Consider the following 21355-nt stretch of genomic DNA (forward strand, 5'->3'; position numbering starts at 1 on the left):
TTAAAAGCATTAATAACTGAATGGATATTTGAGGGAGGTTATCGAATAAGATTGAGGACTCCATTTCTTTTCTCGCCTGTTTCAAGAATTTCAATAACCCATTGGAAGGAATCAGTAGCTAAATCTACTCCTTGAAAGCTGCCATCCCATCTGAAATCTGGATCTTCAGTGTAGAAAACTCTTCTTCCTTCACGGTTGAATATGTGAACCCTAACATTTTTATAATACCTCAAATCAGGAACACCCCAGGTGTCATTTACGCCATCACCATTAGGAGAAAATGAATTATATACCACTAGATTATTTAGATCGATCCTATCACGTATTATGGTAAATTCCTTCAACAGAGTGTTCCCGTCCCTATCTGTAACCTGAACTTTGATAGTAAATTGGGATCTTCCTTCTTCCTGATTTGCACTACTCCAAAAGAGAATCCCTTCTTTTATTTCAAATAGGTAATTATCCATTTCACGTTGTACAAGTTCAATTGAATGAACATCATCTATTGGATCGATTACACTGAAATTGCCAATAACTTGGAAGAAATTATCTGGATCCGGTACAAACCTATTGTTACTTAGAATCAGATCTTGAGGAGCAGGTTTAGCCAAAACTAGAACCTGAATCTGGGCTGGTATAAGAGCCGAGTTTTTAATTCCTGAGCTCAGAATTAATTCTCCAGAAAGAATATAGAGACCCCTTGCGAAAACATTAAGCGGTAGAGAATTCCATGAAACTCCAAGGGTGAATTCCATTCCTCCTTGTGTCAATACAGTAAGGGTAGACGGTAAGTCAGGAGAAATTCCCCATGGGGTCTGAATTAATGTCGGTGGTGTGACAGAAACCACTTCTGCTGGTAGGATATCAAACTTACCCTTAGTGAAATTGATTGTATAATTAAGACCAAATTCCAAGGATCCTTGCTTGATGTCATAACTTCCAACTGCTTCACCGGGATCTCTAACCAAGAGGCCTTCCCCTAATTCCAAACCGTCCTGAAGTTTAAATCCTTGAACCTGGAAACGAAGCTCAGGATCAGCTTGCCCAAAAATTTTACTTGAAGGCAATGCAGAGACCAAAAGTACAGAAGGATTGACCTCTAAGGTCCCATTTTGATAAATCAGAGAATAATTACTATCAACACCTCCGGAAACTAAAATCGGATAAGTTCCTACTCCAGAGCTCTGATTTGCTGGTGTCTGTAGCAAAGGAGCTTCTTTAAGTCCAATATCTCCGTTCACCAAACCTACCAGAGAATATGTGAGATCAGGGTTGTTATCCCCGTAAGATCTGGTTTTAGAATCCGCTACAATCCGTAACTCTCTTGGCTGAACGGTAAGTTTACCACTTTGGTAACTAATCAAATAATTAGATCCAATTCCACCTTCAATTGAAATGGCATAAACTCCTACATCGGAAGCGGATGTTGCAAGGGTTTTTATTGTAGGCTCGGTTTCTAGCCCAATCTCTCCATTGACCAATCCCTCGTATACATAAGTAAGGGTAGGAAGAGGACCTCCATACAGCATGGTTTTGTCCTGGGCAGTAACTCGGAGAGGCTTGGCCGTCACTGTTAGGGTAGAATTCTGAAGCGCAATCTGATAATTTTTATCTACCCCTCCTGAAAGGGTTATTGGATACGATCCAACTGGGGATCGTTCATCAGCTGTGGTTGAAATCAATGGAACCTGATCAATGCTCACATCTCCATTGGCCAAGCCTTCAAAAACATAGGTCAATTGAGGATTGGGGTCCCCATAGATCTTACTCTTATTTTCTGCCCTGATCAACAAAGACTTCGGAAGAACGGTAAAATATTCCTCCCCGATCACTAGCTGATAATTTTTACCTGCCGACAGGTTACCTAAATTGAATCGGTATCTTCCAGAATCCTCACCGGATTCTCTGGAGATAGCTCCTGAAAGAAGAGATGGATTATCGTTTCTTTCCCAACCCCTTATTTGGTAGGTAAATACAGGATCTGCTGATCCATAGATTTTCGACTGATTAGGGCTTGGTATAACTTCCAAAGCCTTGGGACTAATGGTGAAATCAGCACCCTTAAACTCTATGGAGAAATTTGATCCCGCCAAAGTCCCCTGTACTATGCTATAAACCCCTACATTTTCACCTGGGGTTCTTGATAAGGACCCCCCGAGAGAAATTACTGCTCCATTTGGAAGGATAGTACCCGATTGTGGACTTACATTAAAGGCTAAGAATGGATCCATTTGGCCATAAATCTTACCAGCTGGCAAAGCAGAAACCTGAACCTTGAATGGTACTATGGTTAAGGTTCCATCTTCAAATTCCAAGATATAGTTGGGGTTCGCAAGGCTACCAGAGGTAATTTTATAGGTACCTATATTTTCTCCCTGCTCACGGATGGGTGATCCTGAAAGTGATACCAGAATTCCATTAGGAAGTTTTTCACCTACAGCAGGTACTGATGTATAGGTCAACACAGGATCCAGATCCCCAAAAATCTTTTGCTTGTCTTCCAAAACAACCCGGACTGCCAAAGGTCTAATCTCCAAAACATTGGAAGTATATACCACTGTAAAATTTGGATTGGACAAGGTCCCCTGAGAAATCGTATAATTTCCTACCGTTTCTCCCGTCTGACGATTCAGAGAACCTGTAAAACTTACCTTAAGACCATTTTCCAAACTTGAGTTCAAGGCTGGAATAGATCTAAAGGTCAACTCAGGATCTAAATCCCCATAGGTCTTCACCTTTGGATCGGCAAGCACCTGAACCTCCAATGGAAGTATTTCTAAAGTACCCGGCTCGTAACTGATTCTTAGATTGGAATTGTTAAGTGTACCCTGGTTGATCGGATATAAGCCCACATCTTCTCCAGGAGCTCTTTCCAACTCACCTTGAAACTCAAGGACAATCCCATTAGGCAGGGTACTGCCCAAAGCAGGAACAGCACTATAACTGAGTGTGGGATCCACTTGTCCAAATGTTTTTTTCTTGGAATCTGCCCGAACAAGAACCTCCAATGGAAGTATCTCAAATTGATTCTCTGTATACTCAATGGTGTAATTTGAATTTTCAAGACTGCCCTGTAGAATTCGGTATTGACCTACATTCTCTCCTGGCTCACGGGAAAGACTTCCGGTAAGACTTACTGCCTGACCGTTTGGCAAAATTTGATTTAATTCAGGCACGGACTGGAAAGAAAGTATAGGGTCTAAGTCCCCATAGACCTTGGATGCCGGATTGGCACTGACCCTGATTGTCCTTGGTGTTATCTCCAGGTTGGCCCCTGTAAATACCAAGGATACATTCGGATTGGAAAGGGTGCCCTGATTAATGGCATATTGGCCTACATTTTCCCCAGATTCCCTTAGCAACTCTCCTGTCAAAGTCAATATCTCCCCGTTCTCCAGTTGAGTACCCAGAACAGGGATACTCTGATAGCTCAATACAGGATCCAAATCCCCATAGGTCTTACGTTGTTGATCTGCGATAATCTGCACCTGCAAGGCTCGAATTTCTAACTGTCCTTCTGTAAAGTCAATGGAGAAATTTGGATTAGAAAGAGTTCCCTGTCTTATCGCATAGTTCCCTACGGATTCTCCAGGATCCCTTACTATGCTTCCCGTGAAAGAAACCTCTATTCCGTTTGGAAGACGGTCCCCAACAGCAGGCACTGAGGTATAAGTCAATGCAGGATCAAGCTCTCCGAAAATCTTGGATTTTGAATCAGCCGTAACTTGAACCGGCTTTGGTAAAATGCTCAAAAGCCCTCCTACGTATCCAATAAGATAATTTGGATTTGCATCTATTAGGGTTCCAATATCAATAATGTAATCGCCGATATCTTCCCCCGGTATCCTTTGAGGGGATCCTAACAATTCTACCCGTAAACCATTAGGCAATACTGAACCCAATTCCGGAGAAGAAGTGAAAGACAAAACCGGATCAAGATCACCATAGTATTTAGAGAGGAAAGAAAAATTGATCTGAATTCTCCTTTTGGTGATTTCAAGGCTACCCGAGATCACACTTAGTTCATAATTGGAAGTTGACAATCCTGAAACCGTTACAGGGTAGATACCCACATTTTCACCGGGATTTCTTGAAAAGGATGGAGTTCCTGATACGATAGATTCATTTTCACCAGAAACAAAACCTGCGTAGGATAAGGAAAATAAAGGGTCATTTTCTCCAAACTCCTTTGTTTCCGAGGAAACTGTTACTGTTAATCCTTTCGGGGTAATTTCTCCGTCTGTAATACTGAAGGCCTCCGGGACTAGGTAATTGACTGCATCATTTCCAGAAAGGGTATAAATCAAACTGATTCTTTTCCCGATTCCTGCATTGCTATCCTCAAAAGAAGCAGATCCAAATACTGTCAAATCATCACCTGAAACCACATTTATCGGATTGCCCAATGTAAATGACGCGGTTGGAGTTCCGTCATAGACCTTTTGCTTAACTATGGATGGATCTTCTATCAGTAATTGTCTTTTGAAGATATTAGCAAACCAAACCGGAGGAAACAACTCATAATTAGCCGCATCACTGCCTATCAATAAGAACCCGGTGGCATTTATTTCCAGATTATTTCCAGCATTGGAGCTCAAAAAATCAAATTGCGGGGTACCGGATAAAAATACCTCATCTCCATTGATAATACCATTTAAAAGGGGCGTTCCAATCACGGTTGCATCCGTGGATCCGTCATAGGTTTTAGATTCTGCCTGTAAGCCTGATATCGAAACACTGAGTTTGAAAACGGTTCCTGATCCAAGTGGGGAATTAACCAAGGAAAGGTTATAACTCCCTGCGTCCGGTCCGGTGATATTGGCTGAAACAATTCTCACTGGTTTGTTTATTCCGGCTTCTGCAGATTCAAACTCAACGACTACATTCTCAAGGGTAACCGAATTGAACGGACTCACCAACCCTGATAGAGTAAGAAAATATCCGTTTATCTCCGCACTTAGATTTCCATCATAGTTCTTTGGGCGGACTGAAAATGATCCTGAAATACTTAGCGTGATGGCCTGGGTGGTGAAAGACTGTTCATTACCATAGGTGATTCTTCCAAAACTATTTTCAACAAAAGATCTGACAAAGTACTGGGCATTTGGACGAAGATTTACAAGATTGGCCGAGTAACCCGCCAGATTAAAAGGATTGACCTGTTGAACAGTACCCGTATTGATATCCGGATTGGGGGTTGTTCCATAAACAAATCCAGCACGAACAATACATGTGGTGGATTCCCCATTACCAGAATTATCAATAACTGCATTTCCTGAAACAGTTGCAGTGGTACTTAGCACATTGCTTGCCGGATTGGTGGTAACAATCAGAGGCATAGAAGGTTCAGCAATTATCACCTCCTGAGATACAGTACACAATTTTGAATCTGTAACTGTTACCCTGTAAGTCCCCGCCCGGAGATTAAATAAATTGGCTGTATTTCCAAATGGCTGATCCCAGGCATAGGTATAAGGAGGAGTTCCCCCCGAAGCTATAATCTGAAGCGACCCGTCATTTCCTCCAATGCAACTTACCTGACTAATTGCCCCGGGAGTTGCTGTCAATGGAGCGGGTTGTGAGATTGTGAAATTCCTGATAGCCTGACATCCGGATTGATCGGTAACCGTTACAGAATACGTTCCGGCAGCCAAATTTTCTATTCTTGTACCCGTTTGTCCTCCCACCGACCAAGAATACGAATAAGTCCCCGAACCTCCTGAAACCACCAAGGAAGCAAATCCATCATTCCCATTGTTACAACTGACATTACCTGTAGTCAATGTCAAATTTAGAGGGTCCTGAGAGCCGACTACGGCAATTGCCGTTGCTACCTCCCCAGCTGCATCTGTTACCCGGATGGTATAAGTTCCAGCACTTAAATCAGTTCTGCTTGATAATGTACTATTGTCAAATAACCACCTGAAAGAATAGGGAGCTCTACCTCCGCTTGCTCCCAAAAAAACCGAGCCGTCATTTCCCAGACAGGATTCATCGGTAATAGACAAAATCGAAGCCACCAAACGTGCAGGTGTGGTAAAAGAAATTTGATTTCCATATGCCGTACCTGCCGAATTGATTGCAAATGCCCTGGCATAGATTGTGGAGCTAGCTGGCAGGCCAGTCACTGTGGATGAAAAGGAACCTGTTCCTGTTCCTATGTTTACTCTATTTGAGGTTATGGTAGGATTGGTAGTGGTCGACCAAACCACTCCTCGCGAAGTAACTGGGGCTCCACCATCATTACTTATTGAACCTCCAAGCAAAGCTTGATCACTCTGAATCCCTGAAGCTGCCGCAGTAGTCAAAGTAGGCAAAACAGGAGCTACACTTACAGGGGATAAAGTAAGATCATCAACAAACAAATCTTGATTATCAACAAAAAAATAGAGCATGTCTATATCGTCGAAACCACTGTAAGTCGAAAAATCTATCCTGTAAACTTGTGCATGAACCAGATTTGTTAAATGGATTTCCCCTTTCTGAACATTATTTTTGAAGCCTCTGATAAAAACGTTTGGCAAAAGTTCCCAAGGTTGATCAGAAAATGCCCTATAGGTAGAAGGTGTAATAAACACCTCTTCTGCATTGAAGGCTTCCCCGCTATTTTTTCTGAACTCAAAAACTTTATCATAATTATTGGAGTTTGCTACCCCGCAGCCTAAGATAAGTAATCTACCCCCAGACATATAAATTGTGGGTCCTTGGCAGGAAAGATCTCCTAATTCCTTCATAGTAAGGAACAAAGGGTCCTTGGTACCTTCATTATAGACTGTCGAAATCTCATTAGTTCCTGTCCAAAAGCCACCGCCCACCTGAAGCTCATTAGGAAATTGATAGGTTTGAGACTGAGAAAACCCTGAAATAGAGAAGGAAAAAACTGATAAAACTAACAATCCAATCCAAAGATTGAATTGGAAAATCTGCTTATAATCTATTCTAAAGGTATTGTTGATTGTTGAGTGAAAATTAGGGGTAAAAAGCATACAGATATCAAGCAATTAGTTTGGCAAAGGCTCCAAAAAAATTCTGGAGCCAATTGAATGATATAGATAGACTAAATTTGTCCAAGAGACAGATTATTTTTGAAGTTTTCCCTACTTATTGGACATCTGTCCAATAAGTAGGGAAAAAATAAAGACATTGTCTAAATGCTTGCCTTCCAAAAATCAAAGCCAAAATGTAATCTTGGCTCGACAAAAAAAGTGAACCATTTTTAATCTAAAATCCTGAATGATTCCCGTATTGGTGTATGTTAAGGCCAGTGCGTTAGGGAAATTGAGGACAGTAAAAAAATCGACCCTTTACCAGTTTGATATGATAGCCCACCAGGTAGGGATTAAAGAGCTGTCTTGCCGTGTCATTTTGCATATTAGGCCTATGATAAACTCCCCAGCAGTAATTTGACTTCAAAAATCTCCAGTATAATTGGTGGCTTAAGTTTCATCAATGATTTGCAATCGATGGGTGGCAATATTATCCCTCATCCAAGTTCAATTCATATAGTTAAAAGATAAAAAGCCAATTCCAAACTTGAAAATGGGAAAATTGAGAAAAAAAATATGTCCCCCTCCGGTATTCCATCTGAAACCGAATGCTATTGCTAACTTAATTTCCCCAAAAAACACCTATGGAAATAGAACTGATCACAGTTGAGGATTTAAGAAAGCTTAAGCAAGAAATTCTTCATGAAATCCGAACCCTATTGGCAGAACCCAATAATCTAATCCGCCCAAAGAAATGGCTGAAGTCACGTGATGTTCAAAAAATACTGTCCATTTCACCTGGGACTTTACAAACGATGAGAAACCGAAGATTGATTCCTTTCACCCGTATAGGTGGAGTGATTTTTTACAATGAAGAGGAAGTAAGGAAAGAATTAGAAAAACAGTCTTTAAAATCCAATCTGATCCAGGGACGCTTTTGATAAAACTCCTTAAGCCGAATTGAAACTTACATGTAAGCTCCCCTAAAAGTCGGCCATTTGAAAGTTGAATTGAATTTATCAACTTTAAATGGTTATTATGAAAAAATCGAGATTCATAGAAACGCAGATCGTCAAAGCGATCAAAGCTCATGAGGCAGGCAGAAAAGTAGAGGAAATCTGCCGCGAGATGGAAGTCACCCCCACCACTTTTTACAAATGGAAGCAACGTTATGGCGGGATGGAAGCCAGTGAGGTCAAAAAGCTGAAGGAACTTCAGGAAGAGAATTCCCGCCTGAAGCGGATGTATTCAGAGCTAAGCTTGGTACATGAAGCCCTAAAGGATGCTGTCTCAAAAAAGCTCTGACGCCTGACGAAAAAGGCATGCTGGTTCAGTTCATGGTTGAAGAACATGGAGTGAGCCAACGTCAGGCGTGTAAGACGCTCAGCGTGCCTCGAAGTACTTTCCAGTATCAACCCAAACCCAAAAACGACATGCCCGTGATCCAGGCCCTGGAAGAACTGGTAGCCAAACATCCTGCCATTGGCTTTTGGCAGTCTCATTACCGGCTTCGCAGAAAAGGCCATCCGTGGAACCATAAAAAGGTCTACCTCATCTATTCTGCCATCGGACTGAACATCAGGCGCAGACACAAGAAGCGGCTGCCGGCAAGGACCAAACAGGCCCTGTATAGACCAGAATCGATCAACCAGGTCTGGTCTGTCGACTTCATGAGCGACAGCCTGTGGAGCGGCAGGCACTTCCGTCTGCTCAACATTCTGGACGACTATAACCGGGAAATGCTGGCCATGGAAGTGGACTTTTCACTTCCTGCACAACGGGTGATCCGGGTATTGGAGTTTCTTGAGCTGGTCCGGGGCCTCCCCAAAATGATCCGCGTGGACAATGGCCCTGAGTTTATCTCCCGCCTGTTGGACCACTGGTGTAGGGAGAAGGGCATTGAGATGGTCTTTATCCAGCCGGGAAAACCGATGCAAAACGGCTATGTGGAACGCTGTAACGGATCGGTCAGAAAAGAACTGCTTAGCTCCAATGTATTCAATTCTCTGGATGAGGTAAGGGAAAAAGCGATGGAATGGATGGAAGACTATAACCGGGAAAGGCCCCATGAGGCACTTGGATATCGGACTCCCGTGGACTTATTGGAAGAACTAACATGAACATATCTTTTGCTTTTCCAACCGTTAAGCAGCGCAAAAGTGAATGCGGAAAGCGGCTCAAGACCGGTTGGCCCAAGCCAACCGCTCGCCTTGGTCTTGAACCGCTTGGAGTATTCACTTACCTTCGCTTATCGGGTGAAAAGTAAACTTTTGACTGGCCCAATTTTCGGGGAAGCTTACATACATTCCTTTAGGAGAAAACCAGAAAACCCCTTAGGCTTCTTTACAAATGGCAGGTGAAATTTATAATCACACCGATCCAAAAGAATCGTTCACAAACTCTTTCTTCATTCAAACTGCTAGTGAACTATCAGGAAAAGGCATTACCCAAACTTTACTAAACCAATTCGTCAAGAGAAAAAAAATACACCCAATCAACTCCTCGGTTACCTCTATAAAAAATCTTCGCCTCAGGAATTCCAATACCAATTGCTTTTAAACAACAAGAAATCATCATTCTAAAATTTAAATCAATTTAATTAAATCCATCCTGACATTTACCCTAAACCTCATTTAAGGAGTGCCAAAACTCCTATTTTTTTTCTCCTCTTTTTTAGTCTTTGGTCTAAAAACAAACCAATTCAAAAACCAAATTAAATTTTATAAATAACTCTATTAATGAACAATCTATCATAGGAAACCTTTTAAGTTATCTAGAAAACAAAAATTTAATTTTCAAATCAAGTCATTCAAAATCGAATCTTTCAAATCTAGCAAAAATAATCCCACCTGAAATACATGAATCAATACTTTATATTTCATGGTCGATATTTTTAAAATTTAATATTGTTTTATGTTCTTTTATAAAATTTTATAAAACAGAGGACTCAAATCAATCACCTCTCTATAGGTTAATTTTGAGTTTTAAAAAATTTCAAAATATTATTCTTTTTATTGTTACAAGTCAAAATATTACAGCGCTAATTCGGTAAAATTTCTTTTAAGATATTGTCGGCTGAGTTTTCATCAATCAAACAATCAATCTATGAAGAAAATTTTACTGGGTTTAGCGATGGGCATGATGACTATAGGGTCGCTGCTCGCGCAAACCAAAACGATTACAGGAAAGGTCACCTCGGCAGAAGAACCAGAAGGTGTACCGGGAGTAAGTGTGGTGGTGAAGGGAACAACTCAAGGTTCTGTCACTGATTTGGACGGAACTTATTCCCTCACCGTTCCTCAGGATGCCAGTGTTCTGGTGTTTAGTTTCGTGGGATACCTGACAAAGGAAATGCCCATAGGAAGCTCAAATGTTATCAATGTCACTCTTGACCTTGATGTAAAGGTTCTTAACGAGGTTGTAGTAACCGGTTATGGTACTCAGGAAAGAAGAGAAATTACCGGTTCTGTGGCATCCATAAGCAGTGAGGATATTGAAAATCTGGTAACGCCTTCATTCGAATCCCAATTGGCAGGTAGAGCGCCTGGTGTACAAGTTACAACTCCAAATGGGATATTGGGAGCTAGACCGATCATCCGAATCAGAGGAGTAAACTCTTTGACATCTAGTGCTAGCCCATTGATCATTATTGACGGCGTACCTGTAGTGGATAGTGATAGATCTGCCGTAAATGCTTCAAACCCTCTGGCAAACATTAATCCATCAGATATCCAATCTTACGAAGTTCTGAAAGATGGTTCTGCTACTGCTATCTACGGTTCCAGAGCAGCAAATGGAGTAATCTTGATTACAACAAAAAGAGGCGCTACAGGCAAAGCCAAGGTCAGCTATGGCACTGTGATGGGCATCAATGAAGAAGTTGATCGTTTTGATCTCCTAACTGGTGACCAGTTTGTAGAAATTGCCAATGAGAAAAGGACTAATGCCAATGCTTCAGAACTCGCAAGACCAGGCGTTAATACCGATTGGCAGGACATTGTTTTCAGAAAGGGATTTACCCAACAACATAATGTTTCTATTTCGGGAGGTTCTGAAGCAACCAAGTATTTCTTTTCTCTGGGCTTTACTGACCAGGAATCCCCAATAGTGGCGAATGATTTAAAAAGGTATTCATTCAGGGCTAACCTAGATCATTCCATTTCTAAAAAAGTGAGAATAGGAAATTCTCTCTCTTACTCTTTGACTGAAATCAACGGGTTAAACAATGGGGCTAATTCTCTTTCCGGTGCAATCTATAATGCTACTCGTTCTTTGCCAAATGTGCCTATTTATGATGAGGCCAATCAAGCATTTGATGGATTCAATGTTACGGCAAACGGAGCTACAACCGGGTTCGGAAATAACTTGGCCGGTCCAGACAACAATATTCCCAACATCGGTTTTGTGTTGAAAAACAATATTTACCGAAGCCGGGCACACAGATTATTGGGTGCTGCATACGGTGAGGTGGATATTATTAATGGACTTACTGCCAGAACTCAAATCGGTGTCGATTTAACCTTGGCAGATGATTTTCAGTCTTTAGATCCAAGACATGGAGACGGACGAAGCGCCAATGGATCAGTATTCATGGCCTATAACCCTGCTTTCCAATGGAACTGGCAAAATACCCTGAATTATAGAACGATTCTCGCGGATAACCATAGCATTAATTTTACAGCAGGTATTGAATATCAATTTGCCAATTTCTATAATTTCTCCGCTTCGGGAACAGACATTTCTGACAATTTCTACAGATTGAGAAATCTTATTTCAGGATCATACAATAATCAGTTCTCAGGTGGTGGCTATGTTGAACAAGGTTTTGATTCTTACTTTGGAAGACTGAACTACAGCTTCAAAGGAAAATACCTGGCTTCATTCACTGTAAGAAATGATGGTATCTCTGATTTGATAGGAGACAATAAGCGGGGTACTTTCTTTGGAGGATCCGTAGGATGGAGAGTTTCTGACGAATCCTTTTTCAATTCCGAATTAATTTCTGATTTGAAATTCAGAGCCTCTTATGCAGAAGTAGGTAACACGGGCATTGGTTCCTTCGCTGCATTTGGTGGTTTCTCTCCAGTTCTGGGCGGTGCTGGTGCAGGTATCGGATATGCTCGAGTAGCTAACGGCGCTTTGCAGTGGGAAACTTCCAAGAAGTTTAACGTTGGTTTGGATATGACTATTGGTAGAGTGACCTTCTCTGCTGACTATTTCAATAACGATGTAGACGGATTGATCTTGGCTGCTCCAACCCCACCTTCTTTGGGTATTCCAGGTAACAGTATTAACCAAAACGTTGGGGCAATGGTCAACTCTGGTTTGGAATTAAGGGTATTTGCTGATGTGGTAAACCGGGGTAAATTCTCCTGGAACACAGATTTTAACATCACCTTTATCAAAAATGAGGTAACAAGCTTAGTTCAGCCTTTGACTGGCACTTACAACAGAACTGAAGTAGGTGGCCCAATAGCTCAATTGTATGGATTTAAATGGGCTGGCGTTAACCCTGCCAATGGAAACGTATTGTACTACAGTGGCGAAAACATCGTGCAATTAGTAGGTGCTTCTGCATGGAGAGCTTATGATCCCGCAAATCCTGGAGTAACTACCAATGCAGGTTCCGCCCCAACTCAATTCTTCTTGGGTAACACCCTTCCAAAATGGCAAGGAGGTTGGAGCAATACTTTCAAGTTCGGAAACTTTGATGCCGAAATCTTTACCAGATTCTCGGGAGGAAATTATATCATGAACGAATCTTTGAGAGGTTTGATGGGTCTTGGTTTCTCTAATAACCACGCTTCTATCTTGAACAGGTGGACAGAAAGCGGTCAGGTAACTGACGTTCCTAAATTGTACTCTGGTCGTGATTCTAATACTTGGTTGACCTCAGCTGCAAACAGCAGATTTGTGGAAAAAGGTGATTTCGTAAGAATTCAAAACATTATCCTAGGCTATTCTATCCCAAGTTCAGTACTTCAGTCTGCCTTCAACGGAGCTGTTGGAAATGCAAGATTCTTTGCTCAGGTTCAGAATCCATTCACTTTCACCAGCTATTCCGGAATAGATCCTGAATCAAATACTTTCTCGGGTCAATTGAGCTTCGGTGTAGACAATAATGTTGCTCCTGTGATCCGTACCTACACTTTGGGTCTAAACGTTGGGTTCTAATTTCAAACTCCTAAACGAAGAAAAAAATGAATAAGTATTCTATAAAAAATTTCAAACTTGTTGCAGCCGGATTGGCTATGATGGGTGCAATTGCCTCTTGTGATGTGATTGACCTAACCCCTGCTAACCTAATTCCAGACCAAGAGGCATTTACCACCGCTGCAAGAGTAAATTCCGCGGTATTGGGTGTATATGAATCCGCTCAACGAGGTTTTTATCTTGGTGCAGTACAACGGGGCTACCCTTTTGGCGCGGCCAATGTGGAACAGGGTGATTTAAGGGGAGAAGATATGTACAACGATCAGTTGTTCTATGAAATCACTTACACCGGAACCTATAATCCAAATACAGCCAACAACAATGGTATGTGGATCTCTCTTTACAGAATGATCAACAGAGCCAATATCGTGTTGGAAAACCTTGATCCTGCTTTGGCCAGCGGAGTTTTGACGCAGGCACAAAGAGATCAATACAGAGGAGAAATGCTGTTCTTAAGGGCTTTGGCTCATCACGAATTGTTGATCCACTTTGCCAGGCCTTATTCCGATGATCCAAGTTCACTTGGAGTACCCTACAGAACTTTTGCCATTAATGATGTTCCAAAAGTACCAGCCGGAGAAGCAGTAGGAAGAGGAACTGTAGAGGAAGATTATGCCAAATTACTGGCAGATTTGAACGAAGCCGAAACTTTATTGCCAACAGGCACCGCATTAAGAGCAAATAAAGGGGCTGCAATTGCGCTAAAATCAAGAGTTAAGCTTCACATGGAAGATTGGGCCGGTGTGATTGCTGAATTTGATAAAATCAAAGGTTCCTATGCGGTTACTCCCAATCCAGCAACCCCCTTCAGAACTGCAACCAGTTCGGATAATATCTTCTCTTTTGTCAATTCTGACGCCTCCAATCCGGGGGTAAATGGTGCATTGGCATCTATGTATGGCAATCCTAATAATGGCGCAAGAGGTTTGGTAAAAATCTCCCCACTAATTTGGACTGCTAACTTCTGGTTAGAAGAAGATACCCGAAGAGACTTAACCTCTCAAAGTTCTGCAGGAGTGTATACAGATAAATATACTGATCCTGTAACCTATACTGATCCAAACGTGATTCTGAGATTTGCTGAAGTAGTATTGAACGCCTCTGAAGCCAATGCCCAGTTGAATAACTTAGATGCAGCTGTCACCTTGTTGAACTCTGTAAGAAGCCGAGCTCTTCCTGCTTCAATCCCTGCCCATACGGTTTCTGGATTAGGCGGAAAAGATGGCATCTTGACTGCCATTTACAATGAGAGAAGAATAGAATTCTTAGCCGAAGGTAGAAGATGGGCCGATTTGCACAGACTGGCAGGTGCAGGTGTTATACCGGGAGTTCCTGCTAAAGCTACTTCCAGATCCATAACAAGCATTGAATTCTATACCGGTCAAAGGACAATTCCTACTGATCATGGTATTCCATACACAAGTCATTTGTTTATTTGGCCTATACCTTTGGAAGAAATCCAATCCAATTCAACTGCTCCTATCCAACAAAATCCTGGGTATAATTAATTTTACTCAATTAAACTAATTTAATAAAATCCGGTCAGCTAGGCCGGATTTTTTTATTCTGTTTTCTGATTATCCGCAATCCTACCAGTTACCTAATTTTATATTGTTTCACCTCGACTTAGCTAGGTGACCCTTGGTTTTCTAAGTTGAAAAGCGGAGAAAAATGGGGCTGCTCCCCATTTTCCTCCCCTCCCATCAATGACTCCAAACCCGGAGGCCGAGCGAAGTCGAGGCCATTTTGATCTACTTGTATCATTGAGGATAAACATTTTCTGTTTTTTTTCAGATCATAAAACATAGCTTTCTCTGTTCTCTCATCAGCTAATTAAGATGAAAATGATCCATTAGATCAAAATAGAACCAGTGAATTTTTTTAGGTCAACAACAATTTCCCTTGATTGCATGGAATTTAAAATCAATGCAAATTCTTCGGGGTAACTTATCCTGAATTATTCTTTAATCTGATATAAAATTTGTGAAGTTCCCGCTTTCCCTTCCTGACTCAGTCCTTCGATTTCAGCCTTGATGGTGGTTTCCTTATCTGAATTGTAAAAAGTGACTGTCGCATTTCCCAAAGAATCGGTTTGAATCATAGGTGCCCAGAAGAGTGTCACCCTGCGGTCTGGCTTTGGAGATGGAGGGTCTTGAGGTAGGTATATAGGCGAATAAAATTCCCGGTTCATCTGATATCCTTTCAGTCCTTGGGGATTAGGCTGTCGTGTAGGCTGATCGTCCAATAGAGCAGAGGACCTTCCTTTTTTGGTATAAAAAGCAATCACTCCATTCGCTCCTCGAGCACCGAAAATGGCTGTATCAGCACCTTTCCATACAGAAAATCGCTCGATATCATACACAGGAATGGTGTACAAAAATTCCGGGCTTACCGGGAAATCATCTACCAAGATCAAGGGGGCAGATGAACTGTTAATCGAACTAATACCCTGAATGAATACAGCACCACCGATAACTTGTACCCCCGCTACCCGGCCTTTAATCAGATCCAGAGGATGCTGGAGGTTTTCCAGCCCTGGATTGCCTGCCACTTGCATATTTACCGTTCCGCTCTCATAAATTCGCGTCCCTTGAGGAAATTCATCTATTTTTCTACCTTGAATTTCAACTTCATCCAAAAGAAACCCTGTAGTATCGACATCAAAAGCCCGGTTGATATTTTTTCTAAGCATAGATTCTGAAATAAATTTTTGCTCAGATGCCGAGTGTGCATTCCATCTTTGGCGATCCCAAATCAAAGAAGTCAATAGGTTCGATTCTTTTTCCAACTGAATCTCCATAGCTGATCGATTATTTTTTGATTTTCCTTCCAGAATTACCCCAGTAGAGTCAAAAAAGATAAGATTCTGCAACTTAAACTTTCCGTTTTTATCAGAAACCGTAGTTACCGAGGAAATTACCGGATAGAGAGACAGAAAGGAAATCGTTCCTCCTGCCTCTGTTTGGCCTGTTTTTGTATTTTTAAGGGTTCCATGAATAGTGATTCCCTGCTCTTTTGGAAATTTTACCTCTGGAACAGTTCCCGTCAAGGCATCCTTTATGGTGTATTTTCGCCAACCTTGCGTGAGCATCAAATAATCCAGGGCTTCTACCCGATCGGAGTTCTTGGTGTTGAAATAATAACCAGGTTCTTCGATGTATCCCCTGAGTTCGGAGGTAAGCAAGAGCTGAGTGAGGATGGAGGTTCCATTTTCAGATTCCTCCAACTGTTCCGCATCTACCACGCTGAGCGAGAGGTTGGCGAAGGCGGGTTTGCCCTCCTTGGTTTTCGCCTCGATGTCCAGTCATACCCGTTCTCGTGGCTGATAGGTAGCCTTGTCAGTGGTGATTTTGATCTGTAAATGATCTTGATGATCGATAAAAATAAGCCGTTCCGCCAGGGGAAGACCATTTTCATCCAAGGCAGATAACTGGGCGATTCCGGTTGGAAATTCCTTCTTCGGGATCCTAACAAAAGCCACTTGACTGGAAAGATCAACTTGTCCTGTGGCACAAACCAGACCTCGACTCAGAGCAAACAGAAATAAAGATTTCCCGGGAGACTTTTCTGAAGTTAGAAACCTGACGACTACTTCATCGGATTTTGGGGAATTGGTCACCGACATGACCAATCCTGATTCCAATGGGGAAGGCAAGGGGAAGGCTTCGTCATGCCCCATAATATGGGCAGTGTAGGATTTTCCATTTTCAGGTAATAAGGCGAAAACACCCATACCTAACTGATTGCTTTCAAATGATCCAATTTCCTGAGTTCCCTCAAAGATTTTTCCTTTGACTTTTCTACCCAAGCCATTTGAATCCAAGGCTTTGAAGGCGACTTTGCTTAAAATCCCATCCACCAGATTTCCCCCTTCTGGGAAAAATTGGAGATCCAGATCGGGGACTATTTGAGAGTGTAGACGGGGAGAAGAAAATTCAGAAAGAACTTTGATTGAGCGCTGAAAGAAATATTCTTCTCCAAAGTTTTTCATCCATTGGGTATAAGCCCTAATGAGGTAGGAGCCTGATTGCAAGGAATCCGGAAGTTGAAGTTGACCGCTGCCAAATCCACTTGGAGAATAAATGATTTCCTTTTGGATAAGTTCGTTTTGAGCGTTAATCAACTCAACATAGACGGTACTACTAATCGTAGAAGGAATATGAAAAGGGCCTTTCGTAAGGTAAGCCTTGAACCAAATCGTTTCCCCTGAAGCATAGATCTCTCTGTCTTGGTAGAGGTATATTTTTTCCTCAGGAATCTCGGCAAGGTATCGTTGGAAGGAAGCAATGATCTTCGGTAATGGGTCATTGGTAAAAGTGTATGAAAAAAGGAAAAAGGCTAAAATTCCTGAAAAATAGTTGTTCACGTTATATTGGGGCAAGTTGAAGTTTGGATTAATGAGAATGTGAAAACCCAGACAATAAACCTAATTAAAATTAATGCTTGGGTACGTATCCGTTTCAGCTTTAGCTACTGTGATTCAAAACCTTGATCACCAGAAATGTCATAAAAATCAAGATCAAATCGAGTAATCTACTTCAGCGAGGAAGATATTCTCCTGAATTCATTTAATTTCCTTTAGTGCAGTTTCATAATCCAAAATATCAAAGAATTTAAGGTCATCATTTCTAAAAAGCAGAATTTGATCCGTCATTTGTACCACTCCTTTTTGGATCAATATTTTTTCTTCATCGAGGTAAAGTGGGATCGGTGAATTTTCGATGAATGGATGAAGCCTCAACGTTTTGGAATTTTTTGCGACCAATACAATGGCCCCCGGGCTTTCCATAGGAAGCAAAAGAAGTTCGTTGTAAAAACTATCCAGACAGGTTTTGCAGCCTTCAGGATGAATGACTAGAATCCATTCCTTGGGTTCTGGGATACCTATAATCGAGACAACTTTTGATTTGGAAGGAGAGGAACATGCCTCCAACAAAATTAGCCCTATCCAGAGAATAAAGCGCTCAATCCTCATACTTCAGCCCTTCAAATCGGATGATATCGTACCGCAGAAAATTCTCATCAAAATCATCTCGATTCGGATTGTTGGTAGAAACATAGAGCCCTTTTTTGCCTACAAAATAGTTCCATGGCTGAACATAATGTGGTTGAAATAAATGTTCACCAATTAGATTAAATTCTTTGTCCATAACCATTACTCCTACAAGAGGTCGATTTGCAAACAACTGTCTGGCTGTAAAATCAAACTTCTCTATTTCCACTCTCGGAAAAAACATCCTGTAGAAGACATCTCTATACTTGTCATACATGATGATTTCATACCTGTCGCGCTCCAGACTCTGTATAATTCCTTTATCCCCTCCTAATTCATTTTTATCTAATAGGTGAAATTCATTTATGAAGCTGGATTTACATTCAATTACTTGGAGTAGTTTTTTTTGCTTTTTTGAAATTATCCAAATTCCATGATCAGTATAAGGAGCAATAATTATGCTGTCTCCTCTTTCTGTCCAAGAAAGATTTTCATCTTTTTTCCCCTCATCCCAAAAACCCGAAGGCCTTTTTATTGGCAACCAATCTGCTTTTGGATCTGCTTTAGAAAAATCAACTGAAAAAATCATATCAATTGAAGTTGCTTCTTTCTCAGTGATTTCGAAGAAATTATCAATAAATGGTTGGATGCCAAAAAACGTTTTGTCCGAGTATAAAAATGGGACTTCATTAGTGGAGGAAATGTAGTTTACATCATTCGATTTATTTTCGACAGGATAACTTCTTAAAAGCTTACCCTCGGAATTCAACAACCTGATTTTAGGTGGAATTGTGGCTACTAAAATGCTGTCTTCAGAAATAATTAAAAATCCATTATCTAATCCAATCCCGTTAGGCCCTTCTTTTGTGAGGGGAATTGATTTTACTAATCTCCTTTCCTCTATACTGAAAAACCCCAATGAAAATCTTGTTTTGTTGAGTACTACTAAAAATTCTCCTGAATCACTTTCATAATATTGACTTCTTACTCGGTCAGGATTAAAATCTAATAGAAGTGGAATCTCTAACTGATCAAAAGTAATTCCTTGTAAGGTATTATTTGATCCTTTGTCCTGACAGGCCAAGAGAAAAAATGAAAAAAGACAAAAGGTAAATTTTCTCATCCTATTGTAATCTTGAATTACATGATATAAAAAGGCGTCCATAAATTTACTTTAATAGACGCCCTAACTCTATTTAGTTACCTGAAGGATCCTCACAAATGCAATAATTGGTCTTTTGAGGACTTTTACAATCATTTCCATTCCATTCACAATATGAAGTGGAAGATTGAGCCTCTACCTCGGTTGCCCCGAAATAGGAAACGCCAAATGTGCCGGCTGCGATTAAAGCAGCCCCTAGCACGATCATTTTAACTTTGTTAGTATTAGAAATCTTAAATTCCATTTGATGTGGGCGGGAATTCTTCTCCCTTTGATCAGCTGGCCAGTTAGATCACTTCAACTAATAAAAACTTAAGCAATCTACCAATCCTGTTTTTTTCTTTTTCAAAAGAATTGGACTTAAGTCTAATTTCTATCCATAAAAGCCAAAATCAATATTGCCATTAAGTAGACTAAAAAACTTTGACTCCCTTCATTTAGTTAGCTCCAAAAGTGGATAGGTGTTCAAGTTCGCTCTAAAAACTATCCAGACAGGTTTTGCATCCTTCAGGATGAATGACTAGAATCCATTCCTTGGGTTCTGGGATACCAATGATCGAGGCAACTTTTGATTTGGAAGGAGAGGAACATGCCTCCAACCAAATTAGCCCTATCCAGAGAATAAAGCGCTCAATCCTCATACTCCAGTCCCTCGAATCGGATAATATCATACCTCAGAAAGTTCTCATCAAAATCATCCCGATTAGGATTGTTGGTGGATACGTAGAGTCCTTTTTTGCCGACGAAATAATTCCAGGGTTCTATTTGAAAGTTTTCGAAAAGGTGTTCCCCTAAAATTTCAAGGTTTTGATTTAAAACCATAACCCCCATTTTTGGACGATTTGCGTATAATTCTCTTACACTGAATCTTGAAAATCCCTCAAGGTCAATTTTTTGAAAATAGAATCGATAAATGACGTTTCTAAATTTATCGTAAAGGATTAAATCGTATTGATCGTTTTCTAAAGTTTCAATAATACCTTGATCTCCTACCGGATATCCTTTTATAATTCTGAAACTATTTACGTTTTTAGACTTTACAGTTGGATAGGAAATTACTTTCTCTTTTTCTTTGGATATTACCCAAAGTCGGTGGTCTGTGTGAGGTGAAACTAAGATTGTATCTCCAATTTCCAACCAAGTGAAATCCATACTTTTTTTTCCATCCTTCCAAGAATCACTAGGCCTAAAAACTTCAAGCCATTTTGTTTTAATACTGTCATTTTCCTGAAAATTAACCTTATATATATGTTTAGAGGATTGAATATCTGAATCATTAACGCGGTAAATGTTTTGAAAAAAAGGTTGTGCTCCGAAGATGGAATTTTGACCAAATAAAAAAGGCGTTTCATTTGTGGAGGAAAGATAGTTGACCAAATTATTGGGATCTTTAACAGAAATTGATTTCTCAATTTCTCCTTGGAAGTTGATTATTAAAATTTTAGGAGGAATAGTTGCTAAAAGTAAGCAATCTTTGGCCACTATGTGAAATCCATTGTCCACCCCTATTCGATTTGGGCCTTGCTTAAAAAGAGGGATAATGAAAGATTCTTTTTCTTGGTCAATGCTAAAAAATCGAATAGAAGCATCGACCTTATTCATGATGGCTAAGTATTCTCCTGAATCAGTAGTTATCAATTGGGTTCTTTGGTTGTTTGGGGCAAAGCCAGTATCAAGAGGGATTAAAATAGAATCAAATACCTCGGCATAACTAAGTTGCATTTCGTTGGTAATTGAAACACATGCTCCCAAAAAAACAGGAATAAGAAAGAAAGGTAATTTATTTGGCATATCGGAATTTGTCTGAATAAAGAGGAATTACTCAAATATGAGTAATTCCTCTAAATTTTAATTTAGGTGCCAGTTGGGTCTTCGCAGCCACAAGGTGTTTTATCGATTGGTTTTTTACAGTAGCTACCATCCCAATCACATTGCATTATAGGTCCTCCTTGAGCCTCTACCTCGATTGCCCCGAAATAGGAAACACCGAATGTGCCGGCT

General features: G+C 40.7%; 10 protein-coding genes. 4 read left to right on the forward strand and 6 right to left on the reverse strand.

Going from position 1 to position 21355, the window contains the following annotated elements; genetic code table 11:
- Positions 1–38: 38 nt before the first annotated feature.
- Positions 39–6734: an MBG domain-containing protein gene (locus AAA943_RS16770; protein ID WP_338225431.1), complete on the reverse strand. Its 6696-nt coding sequence runs from the start codon at positions 6732–6734 to the stop codon at positions 39–41.
- 896 nt (positions 6735–7630) lie between these two features.
- On the opposite strand from AAA943_RS16770, the gene AAA943_RS16775 reads away from it, so the two are divergent.
- The 4 genes from AAA943_RS16775 to AAA943_RS16790 all read left to right on the forward strand — a co-directional run bounded on the left by AAA943_RS16775 (position 7631) and on the right by AAA943_RS16790 (position 14707).
- The gene (locus AAA943_RS16775) at positions 7631–7927 is read left to right on the forward strand and encodes a helix-turn-helix domain-containing protein (RefSeq protein ID WP_338225432.1); all 297 of its coding nucleotides are present in this window, start codon (positions 7631–7633) and stop codon (positions 7925–7927) included.
- A gap of 97 nt (positions 7928–8024) precedes the next feature.
- A protein-coding gene (locus AAA943_RS16780) for an IS3 family transposase (protein WP_338225433.1) occupies positions 8025–9106 on the forward strand; the annotation gives its coding sequence in 2 pieces (ribosomal slippage) (positions 8025–8277 and positions 8277–9106; 1083 coding nt in all).
- 985 nt (positions 9107–10091) lie between these two features.
- Complete coding sequence (locus AAA943_RS16785) at positions 10092–13160, forward strand: SusC/RagA family TonB-linked outer membrane protein (protein ID WP_338225434.1); 3069 nt, start codon at positions 10092–10094, stop codon at positions 13158–13160.
- Between the two features lie 26 nt (positions 13161–13186).
- On the forward strand, positions 13187–14707 hold the full coding sequence (locus AAA943_RS16790; protein WP_338225435.1) for a RagB/SusD family nutrient uptake outer membrane protein: 1521 nt from the start codon (positions 13187–13189) through the stop codon (positions 14705–14707).
- A 449-nt stretch (positions 14708–15156) separates the two neighbouring features.
- Here AAA943_RS16790 and AAA943_RS16795 read toward each other — a convergent pair whose 3' ends face one another.
- The 5 genes from AAA943_RS16795 to AAA943_RS16815 all read right to left on the reverse strand — a co-directional run bounded on the left by AAA943_RS16795 (position 15157) and on the right by AAA943_RS16815 (position 21145).
- The gene (locus AAA943_RS16795; protein ID WP_338225436.1) at positions 15157–16443 is read right to left on the reverse strand and encodes a TonB-dependent receptor plug domain-containing protein; all 1287 of its coding nucleotides are present in this window, start codon (positions 16441–16443) and stop codon (positions 15157–15159) included.
- A 60-nt stretch (positions 16444–16503) separates the two neighbouring features.
- Positions 16504–17565: an MG2 domain-containing protein gene (locus tag AAA943_RS16800; RefSeq protein ID WP_338225437.1), complete on the reverse strand. Its 1062-nt coding sequence runs from the start codon at positions 17563–17565 to the stop codon at positions 16504–16506.
- A 198-nt stretch (positions 17566–17763) separates the two neighbouring features.
- Positions 17764–18174, reverse strand: coding sequence for a hypothetical protein (locus AAA943_RS16805; RefSeq protein ID WP_338225438.1), 411 nt, complete (start codon positions 18172–18174; stop codon positions 17764–17766).
- Complete coding sequence (locus tag AAA943_RS16810) at positions 18164–19315, reverse strand: DUF4221 family protein (RefSeq protein WP_338225439.1); 1152 nt, start codon at positions 19313–19315, stop codon at positions 18164–18166. The genes AAA943_RS16805 and AAA943_RS16810 overlap by 11 nt, the downstream gene beginning before the upstream one ends.
- A 669-nt stretch (positions 19316–19984) precedes the next feature.
- Positions 19985–21145 carry a DUF4221 family protein gene (locus AAA943_RS16815; RefSeq protein ID WP_338225440.1) on the reverse strand — a complete coding sequence of 387 codons (1161 nt, stop codon included), beginning with the start codon at positions 21143–21145 and terminating at the stop codon, positions 19985–19987.
- Between the last annotated feature and the right edge of the window lie 210 nt (positions 21146–21355).

This window comes from Algoriphagus confluentis, assembly GCF_036245625.1.
Lineage (GTDB): Bacteria > Bacteroidota > Bacteroidia > Cytophagales > Cyclobacteriaceae > Algoriphagus > Algoriphagus confluentis.

What these genes read in the sequence shown, in the direction of transcription:
- AAA943_RS16770 (WP_338225431.1), bottom strand. Translation starts at nt 6,734, where the DNA reads ATGAAGGAATTAGGAGATCTTTCCTGCCAAGGACCCACAATTTATATG.
- AAA943_RS16775 (WP_338225432.1), top strand. Translation starts at nt 7,631, where the DNA reads ATGGAAATAGAACTGATCACAGTTGAGGATTTAAGAAAGCTTAAGCAA.
- AAA943_RS16785 (WP_338225434.1), top strand. Translation starts at nt 10,092, where the DNA reads ATGAAGAAAATTTTACTGGGTTTAGCGATGGGCATGATGACTATAGGG.
- AAA943_RS16790 (WP_338225435.1), top strand. Translation starts at nt 13,187, where the DNA reads ATGAATAAGTATTCTATAAAAAATTTCAAACTTGTTGCAGCCGGATTG.
- AAA943_RS16805 (WP_338225438.1), bottom strand. Translation starts at nt 18,174, where the DNA reads ATGAGGATTGAGCGCTTTATTCTCTGGATAGGGCTAATTTTGTTGGAG.
- AAA943_RS16810 (WP_338225439.1), bottom strand. Translation starts at nt 19,315, where the DNA reads ATGAGAAAATTTACCTTTTGTCTTTTTTCATTTTTTCTCTTGGCCTGT.
- AAA943_RS16815 (WP_338225440.1), bottom strand. Translation starts at nt 21,145, where the DNA reads ATGCCAAATAAATTACCTTTCTTTCTTATTCCTGTTTTTTTGGGAGCA.